At 38.4% G+C, this 19,828-nt stretch carries 22 protein-coding genes, 2 pseudogenes and 2 riboswitches; of the genes and pseudogenes, 16 read left to right on the top strand and 8 right to left on the bottom strand.

The genetic code is table 11. The features are described 5' to 3' along the window. The first annotated feature begins 17 nt into the window (after nt 1–17). From RG959_RS16115 to RG959_RS16125, 3 genes are all read left to right on the top strand, one after another. Nucleotides 18–362, top strand: coding sequence for a Na-translocating system protein MpsC family protein (locus RG959_RS16115; RefSeq protein WP_342797983.1), 345 nt, complete (start codon nt 18–20; stop codon nt 360–362). Nucleotides 363–588: 226 nt separating this feature from the next. Continuing rightward, complete coding sequence (locus RG959_RS16120) at nt 589–909, top strand: hypothetical protein (RefSeq protein ID WP_342797984.1); 321 nt, start codon at nt 589–591, stop codon at nt 907–909. Further along, complete coding sequence (locus RG959_RS16125; protein WP_342797985.1) at nt 873–1,307, top strand: DUF3221 domain-containing protein; 435 nt, start codon at nt 873–875, stop codon at nt 1,305–1,307. The genes RG959_RS16120 and RG959_RS16125 overlap by 37 nt, the downstream gene beginning before the upstream one ends. A 161-nt stretch (nt 1,308–1,468) precedes the next feature. Here the strand turns inward: RG959_RS16125 and paiA are convergent, their stop codons facing one another. Both paiA and RG959_RS16135 read right to left on the bottom strand, forming a co-directional pair. Continuing rightward, nucleotides 1,469–1,987: a spermidine/spermine N(1)-acetyltransferase gene (gene paiA, locus RG959_RS16130; RefSeq protein ID WP_342797986.1), complete on the bottom strand. Its 519-nt coding sequence runs from the start codon at nt 1,985–1,987 to the stop codon at nt 1,469–1,471. A 25-nt stretch (nt 1,988–2,012) separates the two neighbouring features. Then, nucleotides 2,013–2,186, bottom strand: a pseudogene (locus RG959_RS16135) (MarR family transcriptional regulator); the annotation flags it as partial. A gap of 176 nt (nt 2,187–2,362) precedes the next feature. Between RG959_RS16135 and RG959_RS16140 the strand changes: the two are divergent. From RG959_RS16140 to corA (RG959_RS16155), 5 genes and pseudogenes are all read left to right on the top strand, one after another. After that, nucleotides 2,363–2,449: pseudogene (locus RG959_RS16140) on the top strand (YitT family protein); the annotation flags it as partial. 199 nt (nt 2,450–2,648) lie between these two features. Next, on the top strand, nt 2,649–3,830 hold the full coding sequence (locus RG959_RS16145) for a NupC/NupG family nucleoside CNT transporter (protein ID WP_342797987.1): 1,182 nt from the start codon (nt 2,649–2,651) through the stop codon (nt 3,828–3,830). A 30-nt stretch (nt 3,831–3,860) separates the two neighbouring features. Beyond that, complete coding sequence (locus tag RG959_RS25185) at nt 3,861–4,016, top strand: cation:proton antiporter regulatory subunit (RefSeq protein ID WP_369335186.1); 156 nt, start codon at nt 3,861–3,863, stop codon at nt 4,014–4,016. Nucleotides 4,017–4,348: 332 nt separating this feature from the next. Beyond that, entirely contained in the window at nt 4,349–5,302 is a 954-nt protein-coding gene (corA, locus tag RG959_RS16150) for a magnesium/cobalt transporter CorA (RefSeq protein ID WP_342797988.1), read from the top strand. A gap of 71 nt (nt 5,303–5,373) precedes the next feature. Continuing rightward, nucleotides 5,374–5,536: riboswitch (M-box (ykoK) riboswitch) on the top strand. Nucleotides 5,537–5,760: 224 nt separating this feature from the next. Further along, a complete protein-coding gene (corA, locus tag RG959_RS16155; RefSeq protein ID WP_342797989.1) occupies nt 5,761–6,732 on the top strand; it encodes a magnesium/cobalt transporter CorA in 972 nt (323 codons plus the stop codon). 244 nt (nt 6,733–6,976) lie between these two features. Here corA (RG959_RS16155) and RG959_RS16160 read toward each other — a convergent pair whose 3' ends face one another. Then, nucleotides 6,977–7,441, bottom strand: coding sequence for a C40 family peptidase (locus tag RG959_RS16160; protein WP_342797990.1), 465 nt, complete (start codon nt 7,439–7,441; stop codon nt 6,977–6,979). Nucleotides 7,442–8,091: 650 nt separating this feature from the next. Between RG959_RS16160 and RG959_RS16165 the strand changes: the two genes are divergently transcribed. Then, nucleotides 8,092–8,691 (top strand): RsfA family transcriptional regulator, encoded by a 600-nt coding sequence (locus RG959_RS16165; protein ID WP_342797991.1) that lies wholly within the window; start codon nt 8,092–8,094, stop codon nt 8,689–8,691. Nucleotides 8,692–8,918: 227 nt separating this feature from the next. Here RG959_RS16165 and RG959_RS16170 read toward each other — a convergent pair whose 3' ends face one another. Beyond that, nucleotides 8,919–9,620 carry a response regulator gene (locus RG959_RS16170; RefSeq protein ID WP_342797992.1) on the bottom strand — a complete coding sequence of 234 codons (702 nt, stop codon included), beginning with the start codon at nt 9,618–9,620 and terminating at the stop codon, nt 8,919–8,921. Between the two features lie 52 nt (nt 9,621–9,672). Continuing rightward, nucleotides 9,673–9,759: riboswitch (cyclic di-GMP riboswitch) on the bottom strand. Between the two features lie 1,019 nt (nt 9,760–10,778). On the opposite strand from RG959_RS16170, the gene RG959_RS16175 reads away from it, so the two are divergent. Together RG959_RS16175 and RG959_RS16180 are read left to right on the top strand one after the other, a co-directional pair. Beyond that, nucleotides 10,779–11,090, top strand: coding sequence for an IDEAL domain-containing protein (locus RG959_RS16175; protein ID WP_342797993.1), 312 nt, complete (start codon nt 10,779–10,781; stop codon nt 11,088–11,090). Beyond that, nucleotides 11,065–11,208, top strand: coding sequence for a hypothetical protein (locus tag RG959_RS16180; RefSeq protein ID WP_342797994.1), 144 nt, complete (start codon nt 11,065–11,067; stop codon nt 11,206–11,208). The genes RG959_RS16175 and RG959_RS16180 overlap by 26 nt, the downstream gene beginning before the upstream one ends. A 1,630-nt stretch (nt 11,209–12,838) precedes the next feature. Here RG959_RS16180 and RG959_RS25610 read toward each other — a convergent pair. After that, nucleotides 12,839–12,961 (bottom strand): DUF8096 family protein, encoded by a 123-nt coding sequence (locus tag RG959_RS25610; RefSeq protein WP_483298898.1) that lies wholly within the window; start codon nt 12,959–12,961, stop codon nt 12,839–12,841. Between the two features lie 114 nt (nt 12,962–13,075). On the opposite strand from RG959_RS25610, the gene RG959_RS16185 reads away from it, so the two are divergent. Further along, nucleotides 13,076–13,345, top strand: coding sequence for a hypothetical protein (locus RG959_RS16185; RefSeq protein ID WP_342797995.1), 270 nt, complete (start codon nt 13,076–13,078; stop codon nt 13,343–13,345). 913 nt (nt 13,346–14,258) lie between these two features. Here the strand turns inward: RG959_RS16185 and RG959_RS16190 are convergent. Beyond that, a complete protein-coding gene (locus RG959_RS16190; protein ID WP_342797996.1) occupies nt 14,259–14,408 on the bottom strand; it encodes a YjcZ family sporulation protein in 150 nt (49 codons plus the stop codon). Nucleotides 14,409–14,735: 327 nt separating this feature from the next. On the opposite strand from RG959_RS16190, the gene RG959_RS16195 reads away from it, so the two are divergent. After that, complete coding sequence (locus RG959_RS16195; RefSeq protein ID WP_342797997.1) at nt 14,736–15,191, top strand: SRPBCC family protein; 456 nt, start codon at nt 14,736–14,738, stop codon at nt 15,189–15,191. Between the two features lie 92 nt (nt 15,192–15,283). Here RG959_RS16195 and RG959_RS16200 read toward each other — a convergent pair whose 3' ends face one another. Next, nucleotides 15,284–15,463, bottom strand: a complete 180-nt coding sequence (locus RG959_RS16200) for a hypothetical protein (RefSeq protein WP_342797998.1) — start codon at nt 15,461–15,463, stop codon at nt 15,284–15,286. Between the two features lie 459 nt (nt 15,464–15,922). Here RG959_RS16200 and RG959_RS16205 point away from each other — a divergent pair, with 459 nt between their 5' ends. Together RG959_RS16205 and RG959_RS16210 are read left to right on the top strand one after the other, a co-directional pair. Continuing rightward, nucleotides 15,923–16,531: an RsfA family transcriptional regulator gene (locus RG959_RS16205; protein ID WP_342797999.1), complete on the top strand. Its 609-nt coding sequence runs from the start codon at nt 15,923–15,925 to the stop codon at nt 16,529–16,531. Nucleotides 16,532–16,752: 221 nt separating this feature from the next. Next, nucleotides 16,753–16,926: a hypothetical protein gene (locus tag RG959_RS16210; RefSeq protein ID WP_342798000.1), complete on the top strand. Its 174-nt coding sequence runs from the start codon at nt 16,753–16,755 to the stop codon at nt 16,924–16,926. A gap of 117 nt (nt 16,927–17,043) precedes the next feature. On the opposite strand, the gene RG959_RS16215 is transcribed toward RG959_RS16210, so the two are convergent. Further along, nucleotides 17,044–18,372 (bottom strand): 6-phospho-beta-glucosidase, encoded by a 1,329-nt coding sequence (locus tag RG959_RS16215; protein ID WP_342798001.1) that lies wholly within the window; start codon nt 18,370–18,372, stop codon nt 17,044–17,046. A 262-nt stretch (nt 18,373–18,634) separates the two neighbouring features. Between RG959_RS16215 and RG959_RS16220 the strand changes: the two genes are divergently transcribed. Continuing rightward, on the top strand, nt 18,635–19,363 hold the full coding sequence (locus tag RG959_RS16220; RefSeq protein WP_342798002.1) for a MurR/RpiR family transcriptional regulator: 729 nt from the start codon (nt 18,635–18,637) through the stop codon (nt 19,361–19,363). The last annotated feature ends 465 nt before the right edge of the window (nt 19,364–19,828 follow it).

Here is a 19,828-nt window from a genome sequence, read left to right on the forward strand (position 1 = left end):
GGTAGAAGGGATGAGGGATGATGAAAAAAGAAGCCGCTTTCAATGAGATTATTCGAAAAGTAAGAAAAGATTTATTCGGAAAAGGACCAGAAAAAATTTATACTTATTTCGTTGAAAATATGGCTGTCACCAAAATGCATGGAAATTTGACCGTATCGGAAAAATTCATTTCAAAGACAGCAGAAGGGCAGCAAATGATTCATAATGCACGAACGGTTATGATACAAGAATTATACAAAGAAAATATGCCTGAAGGTTTAGAAGAATTGGTTGGATCTAAATTACTGCATTTATTTAATGATATTAAAATAGAAGAGGACCTGGCAATCTCTGTTTTTATCTTTGAGAAGCCCATTAAATAATCAATTATCGATGTTTATTTTTTTAAAAATACTTTACCGCAAAGAAGAGTTTAACCGAAGATGGTCAACTATAAAATGGCCTCGCGATTTTACATAATAAGCTTATGAGCATCGAGGGCATAAAAAAAGATTGGCCAAAAGATGGGGGCTCTCTATTTTCTGTGAATAAATTCCTGTGTTAAACTTAAATGTATCATTATTCCAGAAACCTCAGGGGGAAAACTCATTGCATCAAAGACTCGTTTGCCTTTTTATCAGCCTTATTGCACTTTTTTTAATCGGCTGCTCCAATGAAGCACCAAAAGATTTTGATTTAAACCAGCTTACCAGAGTAGATATACAGGAAGCAATCCCACAATCAGAGACTGATTTTTCCACTATTACGGAAGAGAAAGATCTAGATATCATAAGAGAAACATTTAAGGAAGTCCAATGGGAACCGGGTGCAACGGCAGACATTCAACCGGATAGAAAGGTAGAATCCACTTTTTTTATACCTATGAAAAAAACATGCCTGAACGGTTATTTGAGTACGAAGTCTATCTGAAAGATGGAATCATCTCCCTTCAAAGCGAGGAAGAAGGATACGGAACGTTAAGCAAAGCGCAAAGTGAAAAATTAAAAAAGCTGCTTTTTAAAAATGAAGATACACAGGCACCAGAAAGCTATGTGGCAGAAGGATATATTGTGAAAAAAACCGAGGATAAAATACGGGTAATTACGGAAATAAAGAAAGAAGAAATAATGGGGAACCAGGAACAAATAGATTCTCTTCTAAAAGAAAAATATGAGGGCAAGGGTTATGTATTTAACTTAAATAAAATGGATGAAAGAATAAAATCATCCTTAAACGTTGGGAAAAAGGTTATGGTTGAATACGATGAAGCCAACTTGCCTGCACCTTTAAATGCAAATGCATTAAAAGTAAGAACTGTGCAAGAGTAACAAAAAAGAGAGCCAACTGTTAAATATATACAAGGGCAATTAGTTACCGATAGATAAAGTCTGTATCGTAGATTACGAAGTAATCATTGATACAGGCTTTTTTTGAAAAGTTCTTCTTAAACTCATGCACCCGTTACTTTAACAATCCGCTCTTATTAAAGCTATATCAGTGTTTTGGTCATGATAAAATCAATTTGTTCTTCATCACCCATATAAAAAGAGTGGGCTCCAGTTTGAACAAAGCCCATTTTCTTATAGAAGGCAATAGCATTTTCGTTTTTTTCCCATACGCCCAGCCAGATTTTCTTCTTACTACGTTCCATCGCCATTTCCATCGCTTTATTTAGCAGATGCTTACCAAGCCCATGTTTTTGAAATTTTTTCTTTATATAAACCCTCTCGATTTCAAGTGATTCATCACCCATTTCTTCAGACTGAGCATCATTGGTATTGACCTTTAAATATCCAGCGACTTCATGATTAAAATAAACAAAAAAGAATTGCGAAGAAACATTGGATAATTCTTTTTCTAATTGTTTTAAGTTAAATGCTCTTTCCAAATAGGCATTCATATTTTCGGGTGAATTCTGATGCTTAAATGTCTCATTAAATGTTTCATAACTAATCTCTTGAAGTTTACGTGAATCTTCAAGGGTGCACTTTTTTATATTTATAGTCATTTGAATATGTCGCTCCTTTATACAATCAATAATTTCTCTTGTTTCCTTCTTTTTGCAGATTCCCAGTCTTTTTTTATATTTTTTCTTACTCTTTGAAGAAGGTTGAAAATGGTTTCTACTTCTCTTTCAGAAAATATCGCTAATGCGACACTATTCGAATGATCATTTTCTCTTTTATAAAAGGATAAACATTTTTCCCTATATTACTTAAAGAATCTGATACCCTTGCTATCATTCCAATTTCAAGAAGAATTTCCTTCATAATTAACTTCGTAGTGCTATTTTTATTGCAAATGCAATAAAAATAGCACATATTAAATTTAACCTAACTTTGTTGCGTTTGCAATAAAAAACAATGATAAAGAGGCCGGGTAAATTAAAATATGTTTTTATGTATTAGGAATTTTGCTATTAACCCTCGGTATTTCTTTCACTATACAATCAGACCTTAGAACTTCACCTTTGGTGTTAAGAAGCAGAAGATCCTTAACCAACAGACACTTGGGACGCATGGTTATTCCTGCTGTTGTCCATAATACGGAAGAGGCCTGAAAAACAGCAGGATTATTAGTTCGTTTTCTTTTCAGCAGTGAATGACTTTCACCGTTCGACTGCTCGTATTTTTTCGTGCAAGGCAAAAACAACAAGATGGAGACTTAACATGACAAGTATTTTAGTGGGAGTCATCGGCATTATTCTTACGTTTGGTGCAGCTTACTTGTTATCAAACGATAAGAAGAATATCAATTATCGTGCAATCGGAATTCTGTTTGTACTTCAGTTGGCCGTTGCAGCATTTATGCTTAATACAAACATCGGCGGACAAATACTTAAAGCCGTTGCGGCAGGTTTTGCAAAAATAATGATGTTTGGTAATGAAGGAATTAACTTTGTCCTTGGTGGGTTAGTTCCTGAAGGTCAGACTGTATTCTTTATCAATGTACTGCTGCTGATCGTTTTCACATCAACATTGCTGTCGATCTTAAATTACATCCGCGTTTTGCCTTTGACCATTAAGTACCTGGGCGGGGCGATTGCAAAATTAACAGGCCTTCCACGCATCCAGTCATTCTCTGTCGTCACATCTTCAATCTTTGGAGATACCGGTGCTATTGTGGCGATCAAAAACCACCTTCCTGGTTTTAATTTAAACCAATTATTTGTTGCGACGACAGCCTCGATGACTTCTGTGTCTGCTTCCATTGTTGCTGCTTATATGACAATGATCCCGGCAGAGTATGTGTTAGTCGCGCTTCCGCTTAACATTATGAGCGGTTTGATTTTAGCCACAATCGTTGCACCAGTGAAAGAAGAGAATGTAGATGTTAATATTAGTGAAATGGTCAGAGAGCAGTCCCTGTTCGAGGCAATTGGAAATGGCGCGGTGGATGGCATTAGAGTAGCTGGTATCGTTGCCGCTATGCTGATCGCTTATGTATCATTGCTTGCGCTGATTAACTATGGCATTGAAGGGGTGACAGGCATGAAGCTTGAAACCCTCCTTGGTTATGTGTTATCACCAGTTGCAATCGTAATGGGAGTTCCGATTGCGGAATCTGTTCAAGCAGGGGCCGTTATGGCAACGAAAATATTGGCAAACGAATTCGTTGCAATGCTGGGCTTTGCTCCGCTACTTGATACTTTAACTGCCAAAACAGTCGGTATCGTATCTGTATTCCTGATCAGTTTCGCAAATTTCTCATCAATCGGAATCATCCAAGGAACCGTGCAAAGCTTTAGCCAGGAGCAAGGAGCAAGAGTGGCTGGTTTTGGTTTGAAAATGCTTTTGGTGGCCACGATGGCTTCTGTTCTTTCTGCAACAATTGTCGGTCTATTTCTTTAAGATTACAGGAAAGAAAAAGAAAGGCAAAGGCTGCAGGAACTTGATATCCGTGCTACATATAGCATCAGTGTCATGGCCATTGTAAGTGGCCACGATGTTATCGTATCCCTGTCTCCAGCTCAAATTATTCATAAAGAAGATCTATTAGTGGTAATGGGGGAAGGGGAAAGTCTAGCCAGGTTTTGAAGTATTCAATGACCATTATCCGGTGTTTTAAATGGATTAAAATAAAGTTAAACGGTTTATAAAAAAGAAAAACTGAAATCTCTGTTGTACAATAAAGGGAATTCAGTTTTTCTGTTTGCCCTTATCACTAAACTGTTTGAGGAAAATGCATTTTGAGCCGAGCGGGAGCCAGGAAAAAGAAGTTCTCGTTAAAAACTGTTTTAAACTTCTTTAACTATCTGTTTATACATACCGAACACACGGAGGAAGAGTGTGAAAAGTGCAGCCAAGAATAATAAGATAAAGATATTGATAGACAGAAAGAATACATAAACAGAGGTCAGGAGAATCTTATGATTAGAATACTTGCTGTGGACAAAGAAAAGCAGCTGCTCATTAACCCAGCATTAGATGCTCTCGTTGAAATGGATTGGTATTGGGTAGACTTTAACATGCCGACTAAAGAGGAAATTCTCTTACTTAGCAGTCATTTTCAGTTTCATCCACTTGCGATTGAAGACTGCGTACATTTTCTTCAGCGTCCCAAGCTGGAGTACTATGAAAACCTTAGCTTTCTTGTTATTCATGCATTGAATAAAAAAACACTAGAAGCACATGAGGTAGACCTGTTTATGGGAGAGAACTTCATCGTCTCTTTTCATTTTCAAGACCTGAAAGAAATGAATGCTGTATGGGAAATGTTTGAGAAGGCTACAGATGTTAATCGTTTTAGACCTGTTGAAATAGGCTACAAAATTATGGATAAAATTGTAGACAGTTTTTTTCCGATGGTTCAGGAATTGGAGGATTATCTACTATCTGTTGAAAACTATTACGGATCAAAAAATGCTACGGATACGCTCATTAACAAAGTATTTGGAGTTCGAAAAGATTTGCTGAAACTAAGGCGCACCATCATGCCAATGAGAGAGTTAATATACAGGATACTAGAATCAAAAAGGTTTATTATTCAGGAACAAAAGCGGGCTTATTTTCAGGATATATACGATCATCTCCTCAAGCTGAGTGAAATGATTGAATCAAACCGGGAGCTGACCTCGGATATAAGAGATAATTACATATCGTTAAACTCTTTTCGGATGAACAATATTATGAAAACCCTAACCGTGATTACGACGATTTTTATGCCTTTAACTTTTATTGCCGGGATTTATGGAATGAATTTTGAAAATATGCCCGAATTAAAATGGCATTTTGGATACTATATAATCTTAGGCATGATGTTCTTTATTGGATTCGGAATGTTTATTTGGTTTAAGTCTAAAGGCTGGTTTGACAGCGAATAAAAAAGTTTGGATTTTGATTGCAAAATCATTTGACGCAAAGTGGCTGGTTGCATATAGTATTAATAGTTCAATACGTCTTCTGTTAGGTGAGGCTCCTGTATAGAGATACGCTGCTGCCCAAAAATGTCGAAAGACGCCAATGGGTCAACAGGAAAGATCGGATTAAGGTTTTTCTTAACGCAGCTGGTTCATGCCTATGCTATACAGTGCTAAAACTCAACAAGGGGGGACATGTAAAACGTAAATAGACTTTTTACGGCCCCTTTCTGTTGGAAAGGGGCCTTTTATTTGTCTTGGAGGTGAGGAAGAAATGGGCACTGACGACCCGCATTCGATAAGCCATTTTAAGAACAGCACCAAAGTGAGGCATCCAAGGTGTTTCTATTCCTCATATACCATCCAGGAGGAATCCAGCAGCTTTTAAATGCCTCGGATAAATTAAACGAGGTGAATGATCAATGATTAAAACATATCTTTATCGAAATGATAAACAAGAAATGGTCTCCAATATCAACTTATCGGATGTTCATAAGCATTTAAGCCATGCCGATAGTTTATTATGGATTGATATCTATGATGTACAAAGCCGTGAATTATATGAAATAGCCAAGATTTTTGATTTTCATCCTTTGGCCATTGAGGACTGCCTTCATGACAGCCCGCGGGCGAAGATGGATAACTACGAGGATTATCAGTTTTTCGTTCTCCATGCCCTGCGGTATAACGAGGAAAGTGATAATGAAATTACAACTCTTGAGCTTAACGTTTTCGTTGGCCCAAATTATGTGGTAACCATTCATAAGCACAAGTTAAGATGGCTTGGACAAATGGATGCGATCTGTTCTAGAAGTACGAAATATATGGATAAAGGGGCGGACTTTCTTTTATACGCTTTAATTGATGGGATTACAGATGAATATTTCCCTATTCTAGACCGAATTAGTATTCGTATCGATGAGTTAGAAAACGAGATTTATGATGAATCCATCAGGGGTGTCACGGAAGAGTTTTTAGCCCTAAAACGTACAATTATATTGATCCGGCGGGTGATCTTACCGCAGCGCAGGATATTTTTAACAGTTAATGGTAAATGGAAGTTCGATATTAGAGAAGAAAATGTTCCATTTTACACGGATTTGCTTGATCATCTGGAGCGGATTGTCGATGCGACTGAAACATTCAGGGATCTGGTTAACAGCGCATTGGATACGTATTATTCCATCATCAATGCAAAATCCTCCGAAAAATTAAATGTTCTTACATTGATTTCAACCATTATGCTGCCTTTAACCTTTGTAACAGGTTTTTTCGGGATGAATGTGCCTCTGCCTTATCAGGATTCTCCCTTCGCCACTGTTATTATCTTTTTGGCGCTCATCCTTTTGACGTTTGGAATGTGGAGATATTTTAAAAAGAAGCAGCTTTTGTAACGAATCAAGACATGTAAGAAGAAAAAGGCTCATGATTACTTCGTGCGTAATCATGAGCCTTTTTCGTTTCTAAGTATTCATAACTGTCGTCTGAATGGAAATAACTTATTTTGCATTAGGGAATGATTATCAGGCCATCCTTACAACACCTTAAGAAAATGGCAAGCGGAGCGTAGAAGATCCTACGCCCCGCTTAAACAGTTTTTGGTATGTTGTTTTTGCCTATGAGTTGTGAAAAGCTAATTTATAACCGTTTTGCTCCGATGTATCTTTTTTTCCAATAGCTGTTACTCAAAGTAGTAATGGACACACCCTTCGAAGAAGAAGCGTGAATAAATTCATTATTGCCTAAATAAATTCCCATGTGAGAGGGGCCTTTTTTATAGGTTTGAAAGTATACCAAATCTCCTTTTTGAAGGTTAGATTTAGACACGGCTTTCCCTTTTTTATATATTTCAGCAGTTGTTCTAGGTAACGTTTTGCCTGCTTTCTTAAATGCGTATCCAATAAAGCCAGAGCAGTCAAAACCTTTTGTTGTTGTTCCACCCCATTTATATGGCGTGCCAAGTACTTTTTTACCCTCGCTAATTGCTTTTTGTTTATAATTTGAAGCGGCTTCTACCGCGTGTGGTTGAGAAATGAATGATGTTGTCATGCTGCCAAACAAAAGTGTGATTGCTGTCATAGAACTGACGATTACTTTCTTCAAAATGAAACCTCCGTATATTAACTAGATAACTAAATATTTAACTAGATAGCTAAGTTTGTATTTGATAGATATATTTTACTCGGAAATGATGAAAAGAAAATCACAGGCATATTAATTTGGCATTACAGAAAAGTTACAATTGAATATTTGGTATAAAATAGGGAAAAATAATAATTTAAAACAAAGAGAAATATCTATGAGCCACAAGGCGGCTGGATTAAGAAGTAAGAGACGGCGTGTACATTGCCCAGTAAAATTATTGAGAAGCCAGGACTTGATGACAAAAAGCTAATTGAACAAATGAAAAAGAGGAACAATAGATAGAAAAGGTGAGACTGGACCCAAGATCGGGTCCAGTTTTTTGTTTTCAGGCCACAGTTCATCGCTATGTCTAGGTTCCCAATCATAAAATTATTACCCGCCTATATCCAGAGGGATTTAGAGCAGTCTTAGGTTTTATAAAGATATCAGCAGATTGCACGAAATTAATAATCTAAAACAAAACTTGGCTATCTTCTTTATTTTCACAAATATTTTAAAGTTGAACAGAATATACTTGGAATACTTCATTTTTAAGTACTTTTCTATAAAGGGCGGGAGAAGCGGCCATCTTCGTGAAAAGGATATCTAAATAAAAGGGGAGATAACCAATGAAAGAAAGACAAGATGCCTGGTCAGAAGAAAATGATTGGCTGCTTGCTGAAACGGTATTACGACATGTGCGTGAGGGAAGTACCCAACTGAAAGCGTTTGAAGAAGCTGGAGACAGGTTGAACAGAACGGCTGCAGCCTGCGGGTTCCGATGGAATGCAGTCGTTAGACAACAGTATGTAAGGGAAATGGGCACAGCTAAAAAACAACGAAAAGATTATTTCCACATGCTCGCTAGAAGAGAGAAAAATATTGAAGTGGCAGATCATACAGTTGAGACACCAGCAGGGAATTCCACAAATCTCAGTATTTCTTTAGCTCAGGTGATCTCTTTTCTAACTAATTTAGAGAGTAAAGCGGCCTCCTCAGCAGAAGTTGAACAGCTTCGAAAAGAGCTGGTAATAATAAAAGAAGAAAAAGCTGAATTGGAGAAAAAATTAGAACAAACTCAGCAGGAAAACATTACGATGCAGGAAGACTATGAAACCTTAATGCGGATCATGAATCGTGCCAGACAAACGGTACTATTAGCTGATAATGACCCGTCTCCTGCTTTTAAAATGGAGAAGAACGGTAATCTGGAAAAGATCGCGGAGTAATTATCCATTTAGGTTTAAAGCGCCGGGCATAGGTCCAGGCGGTTTAAATTTTAACAAAACAGGAAGTTATCTGCGCCGCATTATAGAGTCTTTTGCATGTTTTTTAAACAAAAAAATAGCGCTGCGTAAACTCGTTTATGACTTTTATGATAAAAAACCACCACGGCTTTAAAAAAACGGGGTGGTTTTTGCTGTTTGTTTTTTAGGATAATTAGAAGTAGAGGTATCTATCTGACTTCAACCCAGCCATTTTTAATAGCTTTGATAACAGCCTGTGTGCGGTCATTGACGTCCATTTTTCGAAGAATGCTATAAACGTGGCCTTTGACCGTTTTTTCGCTAATATAAAGCGTTTCTGCAAGACTCCGGTTACTTTTACCGTCCGCTAACAACTGTAACACTTCACTTTCACGGCGGGAGAGCAAATGCAGCGGCAGACGGACTGGTGGCTGTTGAAACTCTTTTTTACGAGCTGCCGCACTTGATAAACGGCGGTAAACAGTAATTAGCTTGTGTGTGACACGTGGATGCAGGTACGATTCGCCTTTTGCAACAGCTTTTACTGCTTCTATTAGATTTTCTGTGTCCATTTCTTTCAGTAAATAGCCAAAAGCACCTGATTGGAGCGCGCCTATAATATAAGTTTCGTCATCATGGACCGACAAAATAATAACCTTTATATTCGGGTATTTACTGATTAAGTTACGAGTTGCTTCAACACCGTTTGTCTTTGGCATATTGATATCCATGATTACAACATCTGGTTTATAACGATCTGCTAATTCAATTGCTTCAACACCGTCTTTTCCTTCAGCAAGTACTTCAAAGGTTTCTTCACAATTAAGAATGCGCTTTATCCCTTCTCGAAATAGTTGTTGATCGTCAATAAGAACGATTTTAGTCTTTGATTCATTAGATATAGACCGCACGTTAAATCCCTTCCTTTATTAAATAATGGTCCAAACAAGGAAGGAGTCCCTATTTGGCAGCCCGGCTGTCATGATTCAAAAGAATGGTAGACCCGTGGCTTTGCGTCCTTACCTTTCGATAAGTTTGCCTTTATCATTTTTCATTATAATGGAAAAAAGATAAAAAATAAAAGTGTCGAATTTTGTCGGGAGGGTTTTGGAGCTCACAAATGGAGCTGTTATGGGGCAAGCTAAAGGAGACAGGTGAAGCTCAAGGCACGTAAAACAGTATCATACTCATTCCCAAGTTATTTTTATAAATGAGAAATGTTTAAAAAGTAAGAGGGACCAGCAAAGAAAAGTACCACGTCGAGGGTAAGATAATAAAAGAAGCATGATCATCAAGAGGCCGCCGATCTCTGCATACTTTCTTACGACTATACCCCATCTTAAATTGAGCCTCCTGGCAATGAGCTCTACATTCAGCTGTTCAGGAGAGGTAATCGAAATTTTGTAGTAGACGCTACCGTTGATTAAGAGGCCTCTTCAAAATCTTTTAATTAATCTTCGGCAGGTTTATTAAGTATAGAAATTGTTTGCTTAGAAAGGTTGGTCTTTTGTTTCGTGTTGTATTTGCTAGCAAGTATTGAATAAAAGAGTTGGCAGCCTTGAGATTTTCAGAGAGAGATTAGGTCATTTTCGATGTTGAAGGTGAGCCAACTTCCCGGGATTTCCTGCTCCGAAGAAAGCTTCTAGAGCAGAGGAGCGGGCAAGAAGCAGTGGTAATAGAATATAAAGAGGGGGAGTGAAGGCGGAAGCGCTGACCTTAAGTTTAAAGGAACAGTAGTGAACATTTGCAAGGTGGAAGAATAGAATTTTGAGGAGCATGAATAGATGAAAAAAGTAACTATTCCAACCAAGAATAGTTATTTCAAAAGTTTCTAGATAGGTGCAAAAAGGTATCTGGGTAAATGTATTATATGTTGCAACGATAGAGGAAGTGAAATGTAGTTTTGAATAATGAAGTTTCGCGTATTATTCCCGTCTCACTTTTTCAGTTAAGACAAATATAATAGAGTCCAAAATTTTGCATGTATTATAGGGAAATCTATGAATTTACCGCCTTTTTACCCCCTAATGTAGTTTGTATTTTTGCTTATTAAAAAGGGGGAAACAGCCTTGGAGATCGGAGAGTGGAAAAAAGCCAAAATCGGGGACCTTATAGTCATCGGTTATGTCAGCAGGACCGGTTGTTACCACAGCCAGATTGAGCTAGCGATAGTCGGAAGAATCATAAAAGGCAAATTGATATGGGGAACGCCAACGAAATTCCTATTTGAGGAGCATCGTCTAAAACCCATTGGCACACTACTGGATGATATTCAGGATAAAACAGCACTTATTGATCTAGCCCTTATGACGAAAGATAAGGAATGGTTTGAAGAATTGACGGGAGGATTAAAAAGTGGCGTATCGTGGAGCAGTCATTGAGCAGGATAACACTCTTCATTTTTCAAAAAATCAATTAACGAAAAAGAAAGGATTTATATCTGGCAAGACCAAACAAGCAACAATACAAGCGTTATTTGAAACAAGGTTTAACCGATGAGAACTTTATTCATCGCTATCCGTACTTGCTAACAGAATGGCTGCAAGCGGCGAAGCACAGACTTAAGCTGGTCAAATTAAATGATCTTTTCAAATCTTTCTTCCTTTCATTGTGTCACAAATAATTACATCACAAGCAGGAACTGGACACAGAAAAAAGAGCCAGGTGTGAGGAACCTGGCTAAAGGAATGGTTGCTTTCATGGGAATGGGGTTTGGAATTAACAGCAACTATTATGGACCATTCAATAAAAATTTATACAAAAAGCCAAGGAGTTTTTCAAGCTCCCAGGCTATAAGGAGCATCAAGAGCGCTAATTAGAGGGGATCTCCTTAACGCCTTGATACTGGTTATTTCCCGCATTTCAAGAAAAATATGCAAAAAACAGCCAGAGGAGGCTCCGGCTGCACAGTGTTATGGGTTATCGGATGAGAAAATGGGGGTCTTCTCATACCATTTATTATGGGCAAGTTCAAAAAGTTTCATACAGACAAAATAAAAAAGCCGAGATAAACTCGGCAAAATGAGAGAATGGGCAAGTTCAGGTGAGTGGTTAATGAACATGTACCCATTTTCAGAAGTAGTAAACAAAAAAGCCCCGGGGTCTTTAAATAGTATTCGCATTTCTATTTTAACAGACTGGGGGCTTCTCGACTATAAAAGATATTGTAATTGCTCCTTCCACAATGAAGATGAAATTGGATTTAATGGAAATACCGAATACATGTGTGGTAGTGGTCTGTGAGGGTAAGGTGAAGATCGGGGAGAGGCTCACTTCGAAGGGAAGCCCAAAAGGAGCAGAGTACAGCATCTTGAAAGTTTAAAGGATGTTTTCAAAAAAACTCACCAATTCGATCTCTACCTAGAAGTTTATGTAATCCTGAGTAGTTATGTTTATTACAATCCGCAAACTAGATACTCGTATAGATCAGCTAAAGATAGTAAAGTATTCAATTTCAATATGTATGAATATAACGAAGCTTTAGACATCTGTATCAGGAAGTATATTTTCGACTTCACTTAAGCGTTATAAGGAATATGGCTGTTTATTTTCGGTTAAAAGAATTCATGCATGGCGATTTCCGCAAAGTGGATGAAGATTGGCGGTTTATTATAAGTAGAGTTGTATAAACAGCACCCAAACCGGTGCTATTTTTTATGACCAAATATAGAGAGCGCCTAATATATAGAATTAACCAGGGGATCACTTACTTTTGTCGAAATTTGACGAACGAATTTTATAGGATTTTATTGCTTCCTCTTGCAATATATAGGATGGAGGAAATGGTAAGATGAGTGAAAAACAAATAGAATTGAAAAGATACGTTGAACAGATAGAGGAATTGAGCAGCATATCGCCGCATATTATGGCCGTGTCTAATTTGCTTAGTGAAAGCTGATGAAACTCAAAAAAAGGGTTTTTGGTTTGGTGACTTTAGAACATTGATCACAGCGGGAGAATACAGAGTCAGTCATACATTTTATCCATCGATGAATGAAGGAGAAAAGGTGTCTGTAGCGGCATATTTCCCAATTACTGAATAAGTTTTTGATTTATAAGCTTCTTTATAAATATCCTAAAAAGAAAGGTGCACTCACTGATGCCAGTGGGTGTACCTTTCTTACGGTTACTATTTTTTAATTGAGCTCTTAAAATGAGCATTGCCGTAGTTATCACAATGGCCGCTTTTAGTATAAGGGTATTCACTGATATTGTACGTGATACTTAAGTCAATTTCTTGCTCTGTTTCCATGTTGTACACTCTTTCCTTTGAAGTCAATTGAATATGATAACAGATTTTATGTCGAACGAGGAGCAGGAAATCCAAGCTTTTTGTCCAAATATAAGGTAAAAGGGGAGTGGAAAAGTGCAATTTAAATATCAAATAAACTTTAATGATCAGGAAGTATTTTTACAAGAACTCAGAAGAAAATTTGAAGAGTTTCACCTAGAGTCAAAGAACTTTTCATTTGAAAAAAAAGAAAACACAACTTGGGTTTTTCTAATGGATGTACAGTTTAAAGAGTATGCAAAAGAATTAGAGAAGACGACCGGTATTCATAAAAATGTTATACCGATTATGCAAGAACTTGAAGATGAGGGCGTAGTATTAGCACAAAAACTTTTATTAAACTAAGTCGCCCGAGCGAAAAAGAGAAGAAGAAACAGTTGCATCCGTACAGCGGGTGCTTTTTTTCTTTGCTTAAAAACAATCTCGGAGATGGTGGTGATGTGAAGTAGCGAACTGGGGTGATATCAGATCAGAATGGGAAACAACCAAGACCACGCTTTCTGCATTAGCGGAAAAGTATGGTACAAAACTCGGTACCTTAAAAAGCCGCGAAGAATGGTCGAGGGATCGAACGAAAAAGGATGCAATCAAAAGTGAAAAGGTTACAGCTACTCAACAGAAGGATGTAACCAGGAAAAAGCATGGTGGACAACCGGGCAACAGGGGAAATCCAAGCCTTCTACAAAATTTCTGAAACGCAACAAAGCAGCTCTATAGTACGTACTATTCTCCAAGTTTCTACCAAATGAAACACAAGAAATTATCGGTGTAATGACCGATCCTTCAGCAGCTGATTTAATGTGACAAGCGAAACAAATTCAGTTTGCCGCGATCCGGATATAATTTCTTCATCCACACCACTCCTTTTTATTGGAATGTACGTTCTTGTTTTATCCTTCAGTATAAACAACTGGAATTACATTGAAAAATAATATTTTACATAACAAAAAACCCCGGTTTTGGCCGGGGGTATAGAGGTATTTGACTTTGGAAGAAGAAAAACCAAAAGATTTAAAATTGAGTATGAAAAAATCACATGAAAATCACATTTTAACCGGATAAATGCGGATGAACTGTGATTATGGGCAGCCTATAGTTCAAGAAGAGCCAAGGTAAAACAGTTGATTCGGCTTGAACTGGATTAAATGTGAATCCGTGCCCGATATCTACTGAATATAGTCACGTTACACATTCAAACAGGAGCTAAAGTAAGAGTTTACAAAGAAGCTGGGTTCATTCTTACAGAAAAGCAGGACACTCAGTAGTATCCGCCGCCACCATATCCGTAGTTTCCTTTCACGTAAGAGGCACCAATGATAATAAGAAGAATAAATAAAACAACAACAAGCGCAAATCCAGACCCGTATCCACCGTTGTTTTCATAGCCACCTTTGTTTTCGTAGCTCACAGCTATCACCTCCTGCTTTTATATAGTATGGAGAAACTCAGGCAAGGATTGGATGAATGACCTTATACAAATAAAAAATTTTACCTGTGAGAAAGGTTGGTCATGCCAATCGGGAGGCGGACCGTAAATTTTATTGAGTAGTTGACCAAAACTGTTAAGTAAAAAGCTTTTTCGGTAACCGGGTTAAAGAAAGGCTCGTCAAAGGATACTGTAAATTTTTATGTTAAACTGTCGGGCAGGTAAGTTGAACAAGAAGTAGTTAATACTAACTGCGACAAATTATAATTATTGGTGTGTTAGTAAGTGCTTTTGGAAGGAGAATAAAAAATGCCTGTTATTGAGCATCAGCAGTTTATTAAAGCACCTGCCGAAGTATGTTTTGACCTTGCAAGAAATGTAGATATTCATACTCAAACGACCTCTAAAACAAAGGAAAGAGCTGTTGGTGGAGTGACAGAAGGGTTATTAGAGCAGGGAGATACTGTTACCTGGGAAGCCATTCACTTTGGTATTAAACAAAGATTGACAGCCAAAATCACATTAATGGAAAAACCTCATAAGTTTATAGACATTATGGTGAAAGGAGCTTTCCAATCCTTTGTTCATACCCATCAGTTTATTAAAGAAGCAGGCGGAACCATCATGATAGATACATTCCAATACAAATCGCCGTTTGGTCTAATTGGCGTTGCAGCCGACAAGTTGTTTTTGGAAAAGTATATGAGAGCATTTATTATTTCTCGTGCAAAAGAACTGAAAAAGATTGCCGAAAATATGGATTAATCCTCTGCAACCGGTGTTTAGTTGCAGAAGGAGTAAAGAAACGCTGCTCTTAGGTTAAGCAGTGGTTGACCGAAACTGTTGAGGAAAGAAGACTATTGTTTTTCAGTTTTCTCTATGTCCTTTCGTAGCAAATCAAGTCTTTCATTAATTGCATTTAACTGGTCAATTACGTATAAGAGTAATCCGCCAATTAACCCAATTAACACACCAAGTGGACCACCAAATATGAAGCCAGGGATCATCCCGACAATTAAATAAAAAAGCACTCTCATTTATATCCCTCCATATACAATTTTACCAATAATTAGAGGGGAAGCCAGAAAATGAATTTAATCAACAGTACGTCTAAAAAATAAAGCAATTTATTGTTCGCGAGCATGGGTATTTTTTAAAACACTTTAAGGAATGAAGAAATACTTTCACCTTTAGCACATCTATATCGTTCAAAATTGTTAGAAATACTCCCTGAAGAAATAAAACTACTACTTCTTTTAAGCAGGAGATAGTGCCTGTTTGTGCTTAATCAACCCCTAAGCAGTTAAATACGCAAGCAGATTGCATGCCAGTTAACCACCTCAAGAAAAGAGTCGTTGTTCTCTTCATTTTCATAAATATTTTAAAGTTCACCAGAATATAAATGGAATACATAATTTTTAAGTGCTTTTGTATAAAAGGAGGTGGAAGCGGCCATCTTGTTGAAAGAACAATTCGAACAAAAGGGGAGATAACCAATGAAAATGAGACAAGATGCCTGGTCAGAAGAAAATGATTTGCTCCTTGCGGAAACGGTATTACGTCATGTGCGCGAGGGAAGTACCCAGCTGAAAGCGTTTGAAGAAGTAGGAGATACACTGAACAGAACGGCAGCAGCCTGCGGGTTCCGCTGGAATGCTGTGATTCGGAAGCAGTATGAAAAAGCATTGGGACTCGCGCGCAAACAAAGGAAACAATATTTTCGTAGCCTCCAGAAGAAAGAACGGGCTTCAGGCATACAAGTTATCTTAGAAGATCCATCTGCGGGTGAAAACACAAATGCAGCTATAGGCTCTCCAGCCCTTACGATGAGAGAGATTATTGCTTTCCTGCAAAATATAAATACATCTGAAGCAGATTGCGAAATCCTTCAAAGAGAACTTGAAATGATCAAACGTGAGAAAGCGGCGATAGAAACAAAATATGAGGAGCTTGAAAAAAGAGCGCTCACGATGCAGCAAGACTATGAAGAATTAGTTAAAATCATGGACCGCGCGAGAAAAATGGTCGTGTTGGGTGATGAATCAGCCCGAAAATCCACCCTGCAGCTTGAAAACAACGATCATTTAGAGAAAATTGCAGAATAAAAAGCGCAGTGCATTCTGCGCTTTTTATTTTGCGGGTAGGACTGGTATGATTATCAGCTGTTATACTCTCTCTGTTTCCATCTGCCCCACTATAGAGGTGTTTTCTACATCCTTATCTCCGCCATTATAAGAAATCATAAAATACTTCCTGCTTTTCTTTTAAAGATAGTTTACTTTACAATAATGCCAAAAAGACTGAAGGCCGAAAAGGAGGAATATGCGTGAGGTGTGGATCAAAATGCTTCCTCGTTGAAATGGAAATAAAGGGAGAGAAGCAAATCAAGCCTGTCACTGCGAGAACACCCGCGAATGCGAGAAAAACCATTCGGTTAGAATACGGAGCAGAAGCTCAGGTTTTATCGGTTATAGAAGAAAAAAAGAAATCATCATCCTGAACGATTTATAAGCTCTCTACAAAGCGAATATTTCTGTAAAAAAGCACAGCAGAAGCACTGTGCTTTTTTAAACGTACCTTTGTCAGTAAACGGAAGCGGGCCAGTTTCTGCTTTCTTTTAGGCGTTTACTTTTTGAAAGAATTGTGGAAGGTGTTCTTTGTGTGCTTCGAGCATTTCATCCACAATTTCTTTGGCAATGGTATCGGTAGGGGTTAATGGATTAATCGCAAGCGCTAATACGGCTTTTTCATAATCACCTGTTACAGCAGCTTCTGCTGCTACACGTTCAAACGATTTAATTTGCTGCACCAAGCCGCGTACCGCAACTGGCAGTTCTCCCATGACGATCGGTCTTGGCCCGTTTTTTGTAATCACGCAGCTTACTTCAACAGCCGAATCATCTGGAATGCCGGCAATGGCGCCGTTATTGCGCGTATTCACCGGCTGGATGTCTCCTTTATCCGTATAAATAGAGGTGATCAAACGAACCGCTGCATCGGAATAGTACGCACCGCCGCGTTTTTCAAGCTGTGGCGGCTTGATATCGAGCTGTGGATCTCGATAAAGCTCAAATAATTCCTGTTCCAGTTTCTGCACAACTTCTGCCCGTGTACCTTCTTCTTGTGCGTTCTTTGCATCTTTTTCCAGCATGTCTTTCGTTTTGTAGTAATACATGTGGTAAGGGCATGTTAAGACATTCAATGATCGGATAAATTCCGGCTCCCAGCCAAGTCCTTCAATATTTTTCACAAAACTGCTGTTATTCGGGTCTGTTAAGAGCTCGATGACTTTGTCTTTGACACTTTCCCCGTCTACAAACACATCAAGTCCATACACCATATGGTTTAAACCGGCAAAATCAATCCGAATACGTGAGTGGTCCACATCAAGCAGTTTGGCAATGCCCATTTCCATGCCGATCGGCACGTTGCATAACCCGACCACCTTTTGGATATTGGAATAACGCAGAACGGCTTCAGTTACCATGCCGGCTGGATTGGTAAAGTTAATGAGCCAGGCATTCGGGCAAAGCTCTTCCATGTCTTTGCAAATATCCAGAATAATTGGGATCGTGCGCAGTCCTTTGAATAAGCCGCCCGGCCCATTTGTTTCCTGCCCAAGCACGCCATATTTTAAAGGGATGCGTTCATCTTTTGACCGTGCATCAAGAAGGCCGACACGGAACTGTGTTGTAACAAAGTCAGCATCTTTTAAAGCGGCCCGGCGATCAAGTGTTAAATGAACGTCAATTGGCAGCCCGGCTTTTTGGATCATTCGTTTGGCAAGAGTGCCGACGATTTCAAGCTTTTCTTTCCCGGCTTCAATATCCACAAGCCAGAGTTCGCGTACAGGCAGTTCCTTATACCGCTTAATAAATCCTTCAACCAGTTCAGGGGTGTAGCTCGATCCGCCGCCAATAGTGGCAATTTTAATTCCTTTTGTCATTTCTTGCACCTCCACTTTTGATATATTTATGGTAACGTGATCAAGGTAGGGAGGGAAGGTGTTCGGGCTATTGCGTTTTTTATTCCAGCAGAAGGCGGCTGTTGCAAGTTAGTAACATAGTGTTACACGCAATGCAAAAGCTAGTGAAAGGCCGCCATTGAAGACTTCATCCTTTTTCGAAATTAAGAATAATCAAACAAGGAAGTGCAGCAGTCTTATCCGTGTTATAATTTTTTTAAGATTGTGTGGTGGAGGGATCGGATTGTTTACTTATGAACACATTTTATCGTTTAATGAATTGGAAACGATTTTATACCAATATATTGCCTCTAATCGAGAGAAAGTCATCCATATGCGTGCCCGGGATCTGGCGGATGCTACGCATGTTTCGCCTTCGACCATTTCACGTTTCTGCCGGAAAGTAGATTGCGAAGGCTTCGCAGAATTAAAAGCGAAATTAAAAATTGACCTGGAAATGGATAAGAAAAAGAATATTAAAAGTTCGCATTATACCTTTGCGGAATTTGCAGAAAAAGCGTTTGAGGGACGGTTTGAAGCAGACATTCAAGAAATCTCCAGACTGGCTGCTTTCTCTAAAAGCGTGATTTTTGCAGGCAGCGGCAGCTCCGGTATTCTCGCTCAATATGGATCCCATTATTTTTCTGGATTAGGAAAATTCTCCACATATATGAGCGATCCTTTTTTTCCGGTCTATGACGATTTGCGAGAGACGACAACGATTGCCCTGTCGATCAGCGGTGAACACAAGCACACGGTAGATTTAGCTGGAAAACTCAAAAAAGAGGGCAGCCGCATCGTCAGCATTACTAATAATAAAGACTGTGCGCTTGCTAAAATGTCTGAAATTAATATCGCTTATTACATTACGGAAGAACGTCATCATTATACAAACATTACCACACAGCTGCCTGTGCTTTATTTAATTGAATCTATTGCGAGGAACATGCATGCTCTTTTGCATTCCCGTTAAATGCAGGTCATTTTTTTTACCGCTGCCCATACAGAAATCTATCTAACAAAATCAAAGCCTAACTTAAATCAAAGGCACATAGCTGCCTGAAAAAGCACAGCTTATAAGCTGTGCTTTTTACCCTTCCTATAAGGGGGGGTTTTTGTATAATCTGATCCTTCTTCATTCCTATGGTACTGCTCACTGTGGTAGGGTCAACTTCTACTACAACAGAGGAGGCTGCTCCGGACTTTCGCCGGATTATCCATCCTCTCTCCATGGAAGTATTAAACACTTGTAAACAAATATTCAATTTAATGTATAATTAAACTAATCTCTGAGAGGGATAGTAATCAAAAAAAATAGTGTTTGAAAAAGTCAGAAGTAAAATTTAGTTGCATTATAAGAGAAGAAAGAGTAGACTTTGAACCAAATAAAACCGTCGGGAGTCTGTGGGATCAGGCTGAGAGTACAACTAATCTGTTG

The sequence above is a fragment of the Domibacillus sp. 8LH genome (assembly GCF_038806185.1).
Taxonomy (GTDB): Bacteria; Bacillota; Bacilli; order Bacillales; family Domibacillaceae; genus Domibacillus; species Domibacillus indicus_A.

Coding starts and splice junctions, on each gene's coding strand:
- RG959_RS16205 (WP_342797999.1), top strand. CDS start 15,923: ATGAAAATGAGACAAGATGCCTGGTCAGAAGAAAATGATTTGCTCCTT.
- RG959_RS16215 (WP_342798001.1), bottom strand. CDS start 18,372: ATGACAAAAGGAATTAAAATTGCCACTATTGGCGGCGGATCGAGCTAC.
- corA (WP_342797989.1), top strand. CDS start 5,761: ATGATTAAAACATATCTTTATCGAAATGATAAACAAGAAATGGTCTCC.
- RG959_RS16115 (WP_342797983.1), top strand. CDS start 18: ATGATGAAAAAAGAAGCCGCTTTCAATGAGATTATTCGAAAAGTAAGA.
- RG959_RS16125 (WP_342797985.1), top strand. CDS start 873: ATGCCTGAACGGTTATTTGAGTACGAAGTCTATCTGAAAGATGGAATC.
- RG959_RS16195 (WP_342797997.1), top strand. CDS start 14,736: ATGCCTGTTATTGAGCATCAGCAGTTTATTAAAGCACCTGCCGAAGTA.
- RG959_RS25610 (WP_483298898.1), bottom strand. CDS start 12,961: ATGGAAACAGAGCAAGAAATTGACTTAAGTATCACGTACAATATCAGT.
- corA (WP_342797988.1), top strand. CDS start 4,349: ATGATTAGAATACTTGCTGTGGACAAAGAAAAGCAGCTGCTCATTAAC.
- RG959_RS16165 (WP_342797991.1), top strand. CDS start 8,092: ATGAAAGAAAGACAAGATGCCTGGTCAGAAGAAAATGATTGGCTGCTT.
- RG959_RS16145 (WP_342797987.1), top strand. CDS start 2,649: ATGACAAGTATTTTAGTGGGAGTCATCGGCATTATTCTTACGTTTGGT.
- paiA (WP_342797986.1), bottom strand. CDS start 1,987: ATGACTATAAATATAAAAAAGTGCACCCTTGAAGATTCACGTAAACTT.
- RG959_RS16200 (WP_342797998.1), bottom strand. CDS start 15,463: ATGAGAGTGCTTTTTTATTTAATTGTCGGGATGATCCCTGGCTTCATA.